The organism is Desulfobulbaceae bacterium, from assembly GCA_015231515.1.
GTDB lineage: Bacteria > Desulfobacterota > Desulfobulbia > Desulfobulbales > VMSU01 > JADGBM01.
Genome location: JADGBM010000033.1, coordinates 14093 through 28471, shown reverse-complemented (window position 1 = coordinate 28471; position 14379 = coordinate 14093). Strand labels below are relative to the sequence as shown.

The following is a 14379-nucleotide window of genomic DNA, read 5'->3' as shown; positions in this document are numbered from 1 at the left end:
CGGATGAACCTTTGGGTGAAGTTCGAATTTAATTTCACTCTGACCCTTTTTAATGTATAAAAGAGTTTGCACTAAAACCTCTCACGAAAGGAGTAATTGCCGAGTTGATTCGTAAGGTTTTGGATAAAACAGCTTAATTTCTCAAAGGATTTAAAATGACCACAATTCTTGTTATTGACGACGACAGTGACTACAGAGAAATGCTCCGGGAAATGCTGGAGTCAGCTGGGTATAAGGTCTTAGAAGCAGAGGACGGGGTTATTGGTTTGCGGCATTACCGTGAGAACCTACCCAACTTGATAATTACTGATTTGGTCATGCCGAACAAAGAAGGCATTGGGCTTATTATGGAGATGAGAAGTGAATTTCCGAAAGCCAAGATAATTGCCATTTCCGGTGGTGGAAGAGCGGATCCTTACACTTATTTACAAGCAGCCAAAGAGCTTGGGGCTATGTGCACTCTGCGGAAACCGTTTGAGCGAAAAAAGCTTTTAGCAACAGTTGAAAATTGCCTTGCGGGTTAAAACCAATCAACTCAACAAACATTTTTTAGTTTTGCGCCGGTCACGATGTGCCCTTCAGCTCTTGCCACCCTACCGAGTTACGGTGTTCCATGAGTAGTGGCCTAGCCTATAACTATGTGCTACAGGCGACACCGTGATTTTGAGGTGAGGACAATCCCGGTGATTTATACAGAATTTAGAGCAGGATCAAACAGCTTCTTTAATCTTTTCAGCGATCCAAACTTTAACAAGAGCTTGTCTTGTTATGCCAAGTTTTTTTGATTCTCTGTCAAGTTTTTCAACTACCCAAGTAGGAAAATCGATATTAACACGTTTTGCTTCAAGGTTTGGCCGTCTAGCAGTGGAAAGGTCAAGGTGCTCAATAATATCCACTTCTCCGTGGTCAAATTTCTTATCAAATTCTGTGGTATTAATCTTTTTCATATATTTCTATCTCCTTAACACGAGATCGTCGCACCGATATAAGGCGCACATTATCTCCTCTTATGGTAATTACAGCCGAGTAATGTTTTGAAGCAATTTTACCGATTACCAAGCAGCGAGGTTCTTGACTCGTTGAAATGTGTGCTTCAAAAAGCCTCTCGTCATCCCATAGGGCTTGTGCCTCCACAAAATCTAACCCATGTTTATTTTTGTTTGAAAGGCTCTTCCTTTCATCATATTCAAAGTTCATACCTACATTATATTCATATAGGTGAATTATTCAACTGTAAATATACCATATCTATCCTTTCTACTCATTTTTGAGAGGTATTTAGCATAGAGGTGATCTATTCTAATAGAACTGATATTCGGTCAATATGTATCTTTCTGATCTTAAAGGTCACCGGAGTCAACAAGTTCCATGAGTACCGGTTTCGATTTCAACGTCCAGACGAGTCAATAGCCCCATAATTATCTTCCGCATCAGCAACTACCATCATCCTATTTTCTGGTTTAAGCTGTATTAAAATAAGTGTTGCACAGGGTTAATAGAACAACACGGAAATCAGGAGCGCCTAAAGAAGTATTCATAATTTCAAAGGATTTTACTACGCGAACTGTACATCGATTTAATGGGCAGCAAATTACTCTTAAGAAATCTCACGTTTAAAGGTGCAATCCATCTGAATAATTCACATCATACCACCCCCTGGTCAAGCATGGCATTGGCGACCTTTACAAATCCGGCAATATTGGCTCCAGCGACATAATTGCCCTTGAGGCCGTATTCGTTAGAGGCCTCAAGACAACTGCGGTGAATTTCTTTCATTATAAGCTTTAACCGGTTATCGACTTCATCCTTAGGCCAGTTAATTCGCATCGAGTTCTGGGCCATTTCCAGGCCGGAGACGGCAACTCCCCCGGCATTAGCAGCTTTGCCCGGCGCATAAAGAAGCTGATGATCGATAAAAATATCAACGGCCCCTGGTGTTGAAGGCATGTTGGCTCCTTCACAGACAAGAAAGACACCATTATCGACCATATTTTGAGCATCGTTTTCGTTAATTTCATTTTGGGTTGCTGAGGGGAAGGCACAGTCAGCTTTGTGATTCCATAAGGGGTTAAAGCCCATTGCAGAATCAGCACTTGTATATACAGCCTCTGGGTAGAGTTCAGCGTACTCACTGACTCTGCCCCGTTTAACGTTTTTAAGTTTCTTGATAAACGCTAGTTTGTCTTCGTCTATCCCCTCGGCATCAAAAATATAGCCCGATGAATCCGAGAAGGTTATGACCTTACCACCAAGTTCAATAATTTTTTCAATAGTAAATTGTGCGACATTACCGGATCCTGAAACCAGGCATCTTTTCCCATGCAGGTTTTCATTTTTTGTGTTGAGCATCTCACTGGCAAAATAGACACAGCCGTAACCGGTTGCCTCCGGCCGAATTAAGCTGCCACCCCAGTTTAGACTTTTACCGGTCAGGACACCGGTAAATTCGTTTGCTAACTTTTTATACATACCAAACAAAAAACCGATCTCTCGAGCCCCGACACCAATATCTCCTGCCGGTATATCGGTGTTGGGGCCGATATGACGAAATAGTTCAGCCATAAAACTCTGACAAAAACGCATGATTTCAAGATCTGATTTACCTTTTGGATCAAAATCTGAACCACCCTTGCCTCCCCCCATGGAAAGTGTTGTTAAGGCGTTTTTAAAAACCTGTTCAAAAGCTAAAAATTTCATAATTCCCAGATTAACGGATGGATGAAATCGCAAACCACCTTTGTATGGGCCAATGGCGCTGTTCATCTCTACCCGAAACCCGCGATTAACCTGAATATTTTCCTGATCGTCAACCCATGGCACCCTGAATATAATGACGCGCTCGGGCTCTATCATCCTCTCCAAAATACCGTTTTGACGATACTCCGGATTGGCATCAAGAACGGGTTTAACTGATTCAATAACCTCATGGGCTGCTTGTTTAAACTCCTTTTGACCAGGGTCTTTATTATCAATAATATCCATGAGATCTTTCATCGTTAACTCCTAAAGTGTCTAGTGAAGCGTTAATTCGTTTGATTACTGACGATAACTCCATGAGCAGTTTTTCCATCTACTTTTATAGTAAAAGTAGTACAGGAACGTAAATGCAGCAGGTGATCAGTTTCGCTTATGAGATCTAATCCCTCAATCTGTTTTCGGTCGAAAAGGTCGGCTGTCTTACCCAGGCTAATTGTCATATAAAATATATTGAGTGAGGTGATGTTCTGGAAAAAATGCGTCCCTTGAGAGGGTTCAACGTTTACCTGTTCAGTAACAAGCTCGACAATGGCTCCCACGGCTGAGATATCATGCCATCGAACCGGAATGCCAAGCAAGGGGTCTGCCGATCCCCAACGCCCGGGACCTGCTAAAATATACTTTTTTCCCCGACGGGCTATTTTTGAATTTATTTCACTGATTTCTCTGGCAATGATTGGCGTTTTATCAAGAGAAAAGCCGAAATCTTTAACCAGAATAATATCCTCAATATCAGTATTAAGACCATGCCCGAGAGTCTGTTCCGAGTAAAACAGGGCTTTGTTTATCTCATGTTCAGAAAGTCGCACATCCTCTACTTCACCTCCAACGATCAACGGCCTGGTTTGTAGTAGATAAAACTTATTTTTATGCGCGTCACCGGTAAGATCAACCGCAAATTCTATTTCAACCGGCCCCCCCATCCCCTTTTCACAAATCATAAGCATATCGTTAATAATATCGGCGAGAGGAAAAAGCTTATATTTCAGAATTTGAGAAAACAACACAACCTTGGGCCCAACACCACTCTCACGAATTCGTTGTTCATCTTCTATATAGGTACTACAGACGTTATTAATAGCGTAATTTTCTTGTGCCTCTGAAATCTCAAGCTTGACCAGGTTGGCAGCATTGGTTAAATCGTCCTCGTTACAACTCATGTCCAGGGCATAAAAATAGCGCTGGGTGTTCTTTAACATCAAATCTACTGTGGAAAATTGTGGTAGAATTTTTGGGTATTTTGGACAAAAACGGAAACACTTTTCGCCTTCAACAACAGCTTTCCCGAAACCTAAGGCCATTGAGACGATACCATCTTCAGGCTTCATATAGGAGATCGGATAATAGTTATACGACTGTGCTACTCCGGATATTGCAGGATAAAAATATGAACCCGTTTTCTGGCCGATCAGTTGTTGAATAATTACTGACATTGAGTCATGACGTTTTTGACCAACGCTTTTAGCATAGGAACGGGGGTTCGCAAAAAAGGTTGAGGCATAGACAAGTTTAACAGCATCCTGCAACTGTTTTAAACGCACCTCAAAATCCTGATGATCATTGGGCAGCATTACCGTTTCGTAAAGACCGGCGTATGGTCTATATTGAGCGTCCTCAAACATGCTTGACGAACGAACCGCCAAGGGCCAGAAAACTTTTTTAAGAAAAATTCGTAACGACTCCACTAGAATCTCTGGCAGTTGTGCCTTTAAAAATTGTCTGCGCACTATGTGATCACGGCCACCACAGAGGTAAAACAACATGTTTGAATCAACAAAATCATTGAAAATATCAGTTGTAATAACCAATGTTTTTGGGATTTTAACTGGGTAACCATAAAACTTCTGGCGTATATCTTGTCTGCTATGAAGAAGTGAGGACAAAAACGCAAGACCCCTTGCTTTGCCGCCCAGAGAACCATCGCCAATCTTGACAATATCAATCACTCTCGGATCAAAATCATGTTTCTCAAAATCAGCGACAACACCCTGATGTCTCCATTTGCGAAGGGCAAAAATACTTTCAGACAAATATGTTCTCATTGAATCGACAGTATCAAAATCATCAGTCCTGATTGCACCCAGTAGCGTAGCCATACCAATTTCTGAACGCGCCATTACCCAGTTTGAAAAATGCTGCCGCTTGGCATGATATAAAAAAGAGATTTCGGGTATAGTACAAACCGCAGATTCGAACTCTTTAAAGTTTTTTGCTCGCCCCACCTCTTGACCATCCGGCAGACGAAAGACAAAGTCACCAAAGCCCAGATACTTTTCAAAATATCCTTTAATAATCTGTAATAGATCCGAGCTGTTCTTATCCACAAAGCTGGCCGGGATCTGCTCTGCCTTTTGTTGATTGAACGAGTCTGAACTCATAAGCAATAATGAGATATCTTTATCGTTTTTTCGCACATATCGCAGCAGGCGTATTCCAGCGTTATCATCGAAAACACCCTTGCGGGTAAAGCGCGTATCGCTCATCACACAGAAGACATAGTCTCGATAACGCCTGATAAGTTTCCTAGCCTCTTCATAGTTTGAGGCCAGGAGTATTTTGGGACGGGCGCGCATTTTAAGGAGTCGGTGCTCTTCATTAAAACTTTCTTCGAGAACAGAACGCGTCTGCTGCACCACTGCCTGATAGAGTATTGGCAGAAATGATGAGATATACTCAGGTGAGTCTTCAACAAGGATAAGCACACGCACCATGGCAGTGCGAGTATCGGCCTTTACGTTGACATGATCTTCAAGATTTTTTATCAAGGCAAGAAGCAGTCGTGAATCTCTTGTCCAAACGTAGGTACGATCTACTCCAGAACAATCTCTTTGAGATGCGGCCTCAAGACAGTGGAGATTAGGGGTCAAAAGAATAACCGGCAGGCGTGGTTGATGTTTTTTAATCTGTCTCCCAACCGAAAAGGCGTCCATACTACCAACAAACGGCATGCATAAAACCAGATCAAATTTGCGTTTTGAAAGATGCTGTAGAGCTTCCTGGACGGTCGAGACGTGGGTAAGACGAGGTGGAGCACTTAGATTTAAGCCATTATACTCGTTAATTATGCGCTGGGCTAAACTACCATCTTCCTCAAGGGCAAATGCGTCATAGGGACTGGAGACAAGAAGAATTTCACGAACCTTAAACGACATAAGTTCATGGAAGAGAGATGCATTTTCATCAAACCTGCGAACTAAATTTTCTGGATCGATCATAACGGGATACTGGTTGATCTCGGAATTATTCCACCTCAGAATATAGAAGTTCAGAGTTGGCACTCCACATGTTTTCCACTAAAAAAGTTCATCATCATCGGCAGATATAGAACGAGGCAGTTGGTCAAGATCAAAACTCTTGGCAGCATCAGCACCCGCCTTCAGGGCTTTTCTATTAAGCTGTTCTGTACCCTTTGGAACCCTGGCCAATAAGGCCTTGACAATGTTCTGACTTGAAACCATTGGACAGAAATGGCCAATGGCCCCTAAAGCGACCATATTTGCAACAATTTCACGACCAAGTTTTCGGGCAATACTGGTAAAAGGTATCGATAGTACACGACTGGTGGGAACCTGCTCAACTAAAGTTGAATCAATAATAAGCAGACCATTGGGTTTGAAATCATAAAAATAGGCATCGCATGAAGCCTGGTTCATGGCAAGAAAGATATCCATCTTCAGAACCTTGGGGTAGTCAATTGGCTTTGAACTAATTACAACCTCAGCCTTGCTCTTGCCGCCACGCGCTTCAGGACCATAACTCTGGGTTTGACAGACATGCTTACTTTCGTAAAGAGCAACAGCTTCAGCCAGCACAACTGCAGCTGTTATTACCCCCTGGCCGCCGGATCCACCCAAACGTATTTCGTAGCGATCATCGTTCATCTTTGCTTTTGTCCTGAATTTTTTGGTATTGCTCAATAAAATTAGGTTTCTCAAGATCAGCAAGAATTCCAATCGGGAACCTATCGCCTAATGTTTCTTTATCCAGCTCTTTCACCTCTGAAATTGGAACAGCAGAATCCCTTAACCATTGTAACATTGTTACAGGATCACCCATATTGTTACGTCTGCCATACTGGGTATGGCAATTAGTCATAATTTCAACAACGCTGAAGCCCGTCTTTAAAATAGCTTTTTCGAGCAGCGTATCAAGCTGCTTAACATGATATACAGTACCACGGGCAACAAAAGATGCCCCGGCAGTAACGGCAAGTTCAGCGATTGAAAAGGCATGTTCAACGTTGCCATATGGGGACGTAGTGGCATTGGCACCGAAGGGCGTGGTCGGCGAATACTGTCCCCCGGTCATTCCGTAGATCTGGTTGTTGACAATTATTGCGGTGAGATCGAGGTTTCTGCGTGCGGCATGGATGAAATGATTTCCACCAATAGCCGTCGCGTCACCATCACCCATTACGGAAATCACGGTGAGTTGCGGATTAGCCAATTTAGCGCCTGTGGCAAAAGTCAGTGACCTGCCGTGGGTTGTATGCAATGTATTGAAATCCATATAAACAGGCATCCGCCCGGCACAACCAATTCCAGAGGCAAGCACAACTTCGTTATTATCCAAACCGATCGTATCAATTGCTCTGAGCAGCGAGGCCATGATAATGCCGTTTCCACAACCTGGACACCAGATATGAGGAAACTTTTTATCATGTCTCAGATATTTATGACGTAATGTATTGATCTCTATACTCATCAGATTTCCTTAAGCGATTTTAAGTAACTCGTCGTATATTTCGCCGGGGGTAATAAACTCACCATCAATGCGATTTAATTTATAAACAGTACAGGAAAACTGATTCACTCGTTTTACTTCACGACTCATCTGGCCAATATTCATTTCTGGTACAATAACTGCCCGGCATTGCCGCAAAACTTTTGCAACATGACTTTTCGGAAAGGGGAACAGGGTAATTAATTGCAATAAACCGACCTTGATTCCCTTTGCCCGAGCTTCACGCATAGCTCTTTTTGCAGAACGCGACACTGATCCATAGGCTATAATTGCAACTTCAGCATCGACCATCATAAACTCCTTAACGCAGAATATTTCATGAAAACCATTGCTGATTTTCCGGAACTGCCTTTCCATAAAAGCTTGTATTTCTACAGCTTTTTGGGTTGGAAATCCCTTTGTATCATGAATTAAACCTGTGACGTGATGACGATAACCATCACCAAATGATGCCATCGGCGGTACGCCACGGCTGTTATCTTCATAGGGTACAAACCACTCAGGAGGGACAGAGGGTCTGATTCGATCGACAATCTCTATCTTACTGGTATCGGGCAACACAACCCCTTCTCTGGTATGGGCAACCACCTCATCCGAGAGAATTATGACCGGCACTCTGTACTTTTCACTTAGATTAAAGGCATGTACAGTAATCTCAAAACAATCAAAAACCGTTGAAACAGCGAGTACAATTATGGGATGATCGCCATGGGTTCCCCATCGAGCCTGCATAACATCGCCCTGAGACGGGCTGGTGGGCAAACCGGTACTCGGTCCCCCCCGCATCACATTCACAATAACACATGGGGTTTCTGTAATGCAGGCGTAGCCGATATTCTCCTGCATCAGAGAGAATCCCGGACCAGAGGTCGCGGTCATGCTTTTAACTCCAGCCAGGGATGCCCCAATAACAGCCCCCATACTGGCAATCTCATCTTCCATCTGGATAAATACACCATCAACTTTTGGCAGACGAACAGACATCTGCTCACTAATCTCAGAGGCTGGAGTAATTGGATACCCTGCAAAGAAACGACAGCCGGCAGCAAGAGCACCTTCAACAATAGCTTCATTTCCTTGAAGCAGTTTTGTCTTGCTAGTACCTTCAGACATCAGTCTTTCTCCTTCGTAGCAACGATCTATCCTCTATGGATATAGCAAAATCAGGGCAATGCTGCTCACAGAAATTACAGCCAATACAGCTGTCGGGGTTCACAATAACAGGCTTACCGTTCACACCAGGTTCAAAGACATTTTTGGGACAGAAAGCGATGCAAATGCCACAGCCTTTGCACCAATCCAGGAATATTTTTTGGGTATAGAGTCTCTTTTCTTTCTTTTTTGCTGCCACAGTATTGTCTCAATAAGAAGTTCATTTAATGATAGTTACATGGTACCAAATTCATAAGGCAAATAACAAAAAAATCTCTGACTTTGTCTTTTACGGATTTACTCCTGGTCGGTGGTGTATAGAAATCGTTTCACCTTATGGGTTGGTGTCTTGATAAGAGGTTGTGGATGCTCTCTAACAGAGAGTATTTTGGCATAGGCCGGTACTCTTTCATTTACAGCCCGACGAATAGAGTCGATCTCATTAAAAACAAGTTGAGCGCCTCCACTATCGATCTTACTTTCATTTATCCCGTGTTTGTCAGCAATATATTCATAATCAGGCACAATAACGGCCTCTAATCTGCCTTTCTTTACGACGACAATTGTTTCAGCAATTTCTAAAAAAGAGAGTAGTTTATCTTCGAGCTCTTCCGGGTAGATATTTTCACCACTTGATAAGACAATAACGTTTTTTATCCTGCCGGTGATCACCAGGTTCATATTGCAATCAAATAGTCCCAGATCCCCGGTTTTCAACCATCCATCTGCGGTTATAGTTTCTCGGGTAAGTTGACTGTTTTCAAAATAGCCGAGCATAATATTTGCCCCTCTAACCTGTATTTCTCCAACCCCAGAACTTTTATCAATATCAACCAACGTCACTTCAACATCTGGAATAACTTTCCCGACAGAGCCTAAACTGATCGAGGAATCACCAAATGGTCCGCCGGCAACCAAGGGGGATGCCTCAGTAAGTCCGTAGCCGACAAGATATGGCAGTTCTGCCATTTTTAAAAATTCCTCTGTATTGAAATGCAGTGCAGCGCCTCCGATGGCAAAAAGTTTTATGTTTCCACCGAATAACCGTATCACCTTTCGGCCAATAAATTTTAATATCTGGCGCTTCAAAAGTGGTATTTTAATCAGCGCTGAACAGATCCTGTTTCCAGTTAGTACAGGCTGAACCTTTTTCTTGAAAATTTTTTCCAGCAGCAGAGGAACCATGCAAACGACATGGGGAGCCACAGCACCACAGGCAGTTTGCAGTAAAGTTGGCGTCGGACGTTTTCTCAAGTAGTGGATAGATGCACCGTTAAATAGGGGCAGGAGCAGTCCAATGGTGAATTCGTAGGCATGTGAAAGTGGCAAAACTGAAAGGAATCGCCACGATGATTGTATCGCAATTAATTTACTTGCTGACTCAAGATTGGCTAATAGATTTGCATGACTCAGTAAAACCCCTTTTGAATGGCCGGAAGTACCCGATGTGTAAATAATTGAAGCAGTTTGACTGGAATCATAGAGGCCTTGTGTTTTAGGTGTATATTGATCACCATCAACTTTCATGATTGCGGGCTTTCTAATCTCGTAGGCAAATCCGGCATTATTTGAACAAAACGATAGAACCAGAATATCTTCCTGACAGATGGATAACACTCTTTCTTGATTTTGCTGGCAAGTGAATACGGCCCTGGCACCCGTCTCCAGGATAATATTGGCAATGTCCTGATCACAGAAATCAGTCAAAATCGGCACGGCGACACAACCAAGCCGAATTATCGCAAAATAGGCAATAACCCAATGAGATGAGTTTGCAGCAACTATGGCAATCGGCTCACCGGGTCCAATACAGGATTTAGCAAGTACAGTTGAAAGCTCAGAAACCCTGTCAAACACCTGATCATAGGAGAAAGATTCGCCGTCAACATCACAGAGACATGGTTTCGTTTTATAGGTGGCGCAGGTTTTCTCAAAAAAACTATTAAGATTGGTAAATTTCGATGTCATCACAAAAGCTATAATCTCTACTTTGTTTTTTTTGTAAGAAGCATACTTATATGGTATAAGCCATCCCAATTATAACCAAAAGGCAATTGAACATAGAGGGTTTAAATCGAAGCAATGGCTGTCTCAATCGCAATAAATGGTTTTGGCAGAATCGGTCGGCAACTGGCACGACTGATTTTATCTGAATCGTACCCGACAATTTCGCTTAAAGCCGTAAATACTTTAGAAAATTTACACGTTGCCGCACACCTTCTAAAATACGACAGCAGCTACTCGACCTACCCTCTTCCTATTACTGTTGAATCAAATAAGCTCATCATTAACAACAGACCTGTTTCATGGCTTAACGAGCCCGATCCTGACAACCTGTCGTGGTCGGACCACAACATCGATATAGTCATCGAATGCAGCGGCACAAACTCATCAAGGCGGGCGGGAAAACATATCAATTCAGGTGCACAAAAAGTTGTTATTACCGCTGCCTCACGGAACCCCGACATAACACTTTGCATGGGTGTCAATCACACTCAGTACGACAGCTCAAAACATCATATTATCAGTGGATCAAGCTGCACAACAAACTGTATTGCCCCAATCGCTAAAATACTCAATGATAAACTTGGTATAGTTTCGAGCCTGGCAACTATTATCCATTCATATACCAACACCCAAAATATTTTAGACAATGCTCATGATGACTTGCGACGGGCAAGAGCTGCGACCAGGAACCTGATCCCCACTCAAACAAGTGCTGTTTGGCAGATCCCGGAGGTTATTCCCCAACTACTGGGTAAGTTTGATGGTTTAGCGATTCGGGTTCCTACACCACTCATGCATCTGGCCGATGTCTCCTTTCTACTTTCACAACCGACAAGCCGAGATGAACTTGTCAGTCTGTTTGAAGATGCCTCGCTCAATGCCTATAAGAATATAGTCGCCTTGAACGCTGAGCCACTTGTGAGTACAGACTTTATCGGCAGCAGCTATTCTTCAATCATAGATCTGGAAAACATTCATTGTAACCAGAATCTTGTAAAGCTTTTACTCTGGCACGACAATGAACATGCCTATTGCTGTAGAATTCTTGATCTTGTGCGCTATATTGGCAGTTATTTGAAGAAGCACCATTGAGTGGTGAACCACGCAACCTGCCGGTTTATTTTTTCAAGCCCCCTCTTTAGAGATTGCCACCATCAGACAACTTTACTATTCTATTATAGTAACTTCAGGGTCACCTATACTTTAAGATTTACGACGGTTTATCCCTTTATTTACAGTCCCAAAAACAGTTTTTTAATGTATTAAAAATTTATGATTGCGATTTGACAGACAATGACGGCAGAACTTGAATCATTTACAGAAATAGGACGCTATGTCGTTGAGGAAAAGGTTGGCCAGGGGTCTATGGGAGAGGTTTACAAGGCCCGTGACCACCGTATTAACCGAGTTGTAGCAATTAAGACCCTGCGTCTCAACAAACTAAAAACCGAAGAATCCAGACAGCAGGCTAGAAATTTTTTCCTGCGAGAAGCGCGTATTTATGGAAAGCTTAATTACAACCATATTGCTGCTATTTATGACATGGGCATCCATAAAGGTTCCCCGTATCTCGTTATGGAATTCATAGAGGGTAACGATCTCAAGACCATCATTTCCAATAAGATTGAATATTCAACTGCCAAAAAAGTAGAAATTTTATCATTTCTGGCTCGCGCTCTTCATTATGCCCATCAGCGTGGTGTTTTGCACCGTGATATCAAACCAGCCAATATAATGCTGCTCGATAATGACTCACCAAAAATCACTGATTTTGGCATTGCCCAGGTTATGGAAATATCAGGTGACCAAACTTTATTAGAAGCTCAGGCAGAAGACAGTGAGATTCTTGGCACCCCCCACTATATGTCACCTGAGCATATATATTCCACCGAGTTCACCTGTCAGTCCGATCTCTTTTCTTTGGGGATTGTGGCTTATGAATGGCTTTCAAATGGTCACCGGCCATTTGTGGCCAGCAACATGAAGAGCTTACTTAAAGCAATTGTTGGTAAACGCGAGGAGTCTCTTCTCAGTCTTGGTGCAGCCGACGAAGAGTTATCTGCTATAATTTCCAAAGCACTGGCCAAAAAATGTGCTGATCGGTATCATACTGCCGAAGATTTTGCTGACGCTCTTGAGTTATACCTTAACTCCATTGAGATGCGTGTTAATGAAAGCCTGCCGTCAATGACTTCCGTTGAAAAGAGTCAAATCATCCAACGGTTGAAGGAAAAATATGTGTTTTTTGCTGATTTCACCAATGAGGAAGTTTCAATAATTTTTAAGCTTTCTCAAAAGAAAAAGTTTATTGCAGGCGAGTATATAATTCGAGAAGGTACTGTCGGTACCAAGATGTATGTTATCATATCCGGCCTGGTCTCAATTCAAAAAGAGATATCCGGCCAAGATATTGAGATCGATCAAGTTGGTCAGGGAACATGTGTAGGTGAAATGGCTATAATTGATAAACTTGAACGTTCAGCTTCTGTTATCGCTCTTGAGCCAACCATTGCCATTGCCATCAATGAGACAGTCTTACGTCTCTCAAACCCTGCCATCTGCCTCAAACTTTACAGAAATCTTGCGGCAATGCTCTCTGAACGGCTCAGAGCTAATGATATTAGGCTCAAAGAACTCCTGGCAACACAATAAGAGTAACACGACTTATCAATAAATCATTATACATTTAAAAGGAAATCATAAGACATGCAATTAAATCGATCTTTACATGTATTCACATGTGTACTGCTTTCACTGTTACTATTCACAGCCTGTTCAAAGAAAGCAGAAGAAACAGAGACAACCGCCAAAAAAGAAACTCAGAGTGTTGACACCAGTCCAGAAGCAACAACTCCGGTGGCTTCTATAAACGGTTTCACAATTTCCAATGTGGAGCTTGACAAGGAATTAACCCGTATACAGCAGCGTTTCTATACTTCTGCCAACATGTCTGACGCTCAAAAAAATCAGGTAAAGGGTGAGATTTTAAAAATACTCATAAACAATGAACTGTTCTATCAGGCCAGCCAGGAACTTGAAATTTCACCAACCGATGAAGAAATTGATCTAGGACTAAAAAGTGCTTTAGAACAATATCCCAACACCGATGCCTTTAATAATACCTTCACTCGTGAAGATATTATTAAAAAGATTGCGGTTGAAAAGTTCATCTCAGAGGCATTTTCTGATAAAACTATTATTACAGATGAACAGGCTAACAGCTATTACCAGGAGAATATTGCTGATTTCACTCGCCCGGAACAAGTCTTTACCAGCCAGATACACGTACCGTTTACCGCCCAGTCAGATCAAGCTCAAAAACAACAAGCCCTTGAAACAATAAACAACATACAAGAACAGCTCAAGGCAGGAAAAGCCTTTGCCGAACTTGCTGAACAATATAACGAGGGTAAACAGAAACTGCCAGGCGGCCAACTCGGCTATATTGTCCGTGGCCAGTTAGACCCTGTTTTAGAAACTGCACTATTTGCCTTAGAAGAAAATCAGTTCAGCGACGTTATTGAAACAGCTAACGGCTACTACATCGTTACCATAAGTGATAAAAAGCCACTCTACGTTTTTCCTTTTGACGAAATTTCTGAAAAATTAAAGGCGTATTTAAAACAAAAAGAAGTTCAGAAAAAAATTGATACGTTCATAACAACACAACGAGAAACAGCTAAGATAGAGATATTTCTCTAAATAATTCTCTTAATCTGA

Annotated in this window: 13 protein-coding genes; 4 read left to right on the top strand and 9 right to left on the bottom strand. The window is 42.2% G+C overall.

Going from position 1 to position 14379, the window contains the following annotated elements; genetic code table 11:
* Positions 1–155 precede the first annotated feature (155 nt).
* The gene (locus tag HQK80_07395; protein MBF0222040.1) at positions 156–524 is read left to right on the top strand and encodes a response regulator; all 369 of its coding nucleotides are present in this window, start codon (positions 156–158) and stop codon (positions 522–524) included.
* Positions 525–710: 186 nt separating this feature from the next.
* On the opposite strand, the gene HQK80_07390 is transcribed toward HQK80_07395, so the two are convergent.
* The 9 genes from HQK80_07390 to HQK80_07350 form a co-directional block, all read right to left on the bottom strand.
* Positions 711–938 (bottom strand): CopG family transcriptional regulator, encoded by a 228-nt coding sequence (locus HQK80_07390; protein MBF0222039.1) that lies wholly within the window; start codon positions 936–938, stop codon positions 711–713.
* Positions 934–1197, bottom strand: a complete 264-nt coding sequence (locus HQK80_07385; protein ID MBF0222038.1) for a BrnT family toxin — start codon at positions 1195–1197, stop codon at positions 934–936. The genes HQK80_07390 and HQK80_07385 overlap by 5 nt, the downstream gene beginning before the upstream one ends.
* A gap of 447 nt (positions 1198–1644) precedes the next feature.
* Positions 1645–2994 (bottom strand): NADP-specific glutamate dehydrogenase, encoded by a 1350-nt coding sequence (gene gdhA / locus HQK80_07380; protein ID MBF0222037.1) that lies wholly within the window; start codon positions 2992–2994, stop codon positions 1645–1647.
* 29 nt (positions 2995–3023) lie between these two features.
* Positions 3024–5972: a phosphoenolpyruvate synthase/pyruvate phosphate dikinase gene (locus tag HQK80_07375; GenBank protein ID MBF0222036.1), complete on the bottom strand. Its 2949-nt coding sequence runs from the start codon at positions 5970–5972 to the stop codon at positions 3024–3026.
* 78 nt (positions 5973–6050) lie between these two features.
* Positions 6051–6638, bottom strand: coding sequence for a 2-oxoacid:acceptor oxidoreductase family protein (locus tag HQK80_07370; GenBank protein ID MBF0222035.1), 588 nt, complete (start codon positions 6636–6638; stop codon positions 6051–6053).
* On the bottom strand, positions 6628–7461 hold the full coding sequence (locus HQK80_07365; GenBank protein MBF0222034.1) for a 2-oxoacid:ferredoxin oxidoreductase subunit beta: 834 nt from the start codon (positions 7459–7461) through the stop codon (positions 6628–6630). Before HQK80_07365 ends, HQK80_07370 begins: the two co-directional genes overlap by 11 nt.
* Before the next feature lie 9 nt (positions 7462–7470).
* The gene (locus tag HQK80_07360; protein MBF0222033.1) at positions 7471–8613 is read right to left on the bottom strand and encodes a 2-oxoacid:acceptor oxidoreductase subunit alpha; all 1143 of its coding nucleotides are present in this window, start codon (positions 8611–8613) and stop codon (positions 7471–7473) included.
* Positions 8606–8851, bottom strand: a complete 246-nt coding sequence (locus HQK80_07355; GenBank protein MBF0222032.1) for a 4Fe-4S binding protein — start codon at positions 8849–8851, stop codon at positions 8606–8608. The genes HQK80_07360 and HQK80_07355 overlap by 8 nt, the downstream gene beginning before the upstream one ends.
* 98 nt (positions 8852–8949) lie before the next feature.
* Positions 8950–10620 carry an AMP-binding protein gene (locus tag HQK80_07350; GenBank protein ID MBF0222031.1) on the bottom strand — a complete coding sequence of 557 codons (1671 nt, stop codon included), beginning with the start codon at positions 10618–10620 and terminating at the stop codon, positions 8950–8952.
* Positions 10621–10734: 114 nt separating this feature from the next.
* Between HQK80_07350 and HQK80_07345 the strand changes: the two genes are divergently transcribed.
* The 3 genes from HQK80_07345 to HQK80_07335 all read left to right on the top strand — a co-directional run bounded on the left by HQK80_07345 (position 10735) and on the right by HQK80_07335 (position 14361).
* The gene (locus HQK80_07345; GenBank protein ID MBF0222030.1) at positions 10735–11751 is read left to right on the top strand and encodes an aldehyde dehydrogenase; all 1017 of its coding nucleotides are present in this window, start codon (positions 10735–10737) and stop codon (positions 11749–11751) included.
* 201 nt (positions 11752–11952) lie between these two features.
* Positions 11953–13311 carry a protein kinase gene (locus tag HQK80_07340; GenBank protein ID MBF0222029.1) on the top strand — a complete coding sequence of 453 codons (1359 nt, stop codon included), beginning with the start codon at positions 11953–11955 and terminating at the stop codon, positions 13309–13311.
* A gap of 54 nt (positions 13312–13365) precedes the next feature.
* Positions 13366–14361 carry a peptidyl-prolyl cis-trans isomerase gene (locus HQK80_07335; protein MBF0222028.1) on the top strand — a complete coding sequence of 332 codons (996 nt, stop codon included), beginning with the start codon at positions 13366–13368 and terminating at the stop codon, positions 14359–14361.
* Positions 14362–14379: the final 18 nt, after the last annotated feature.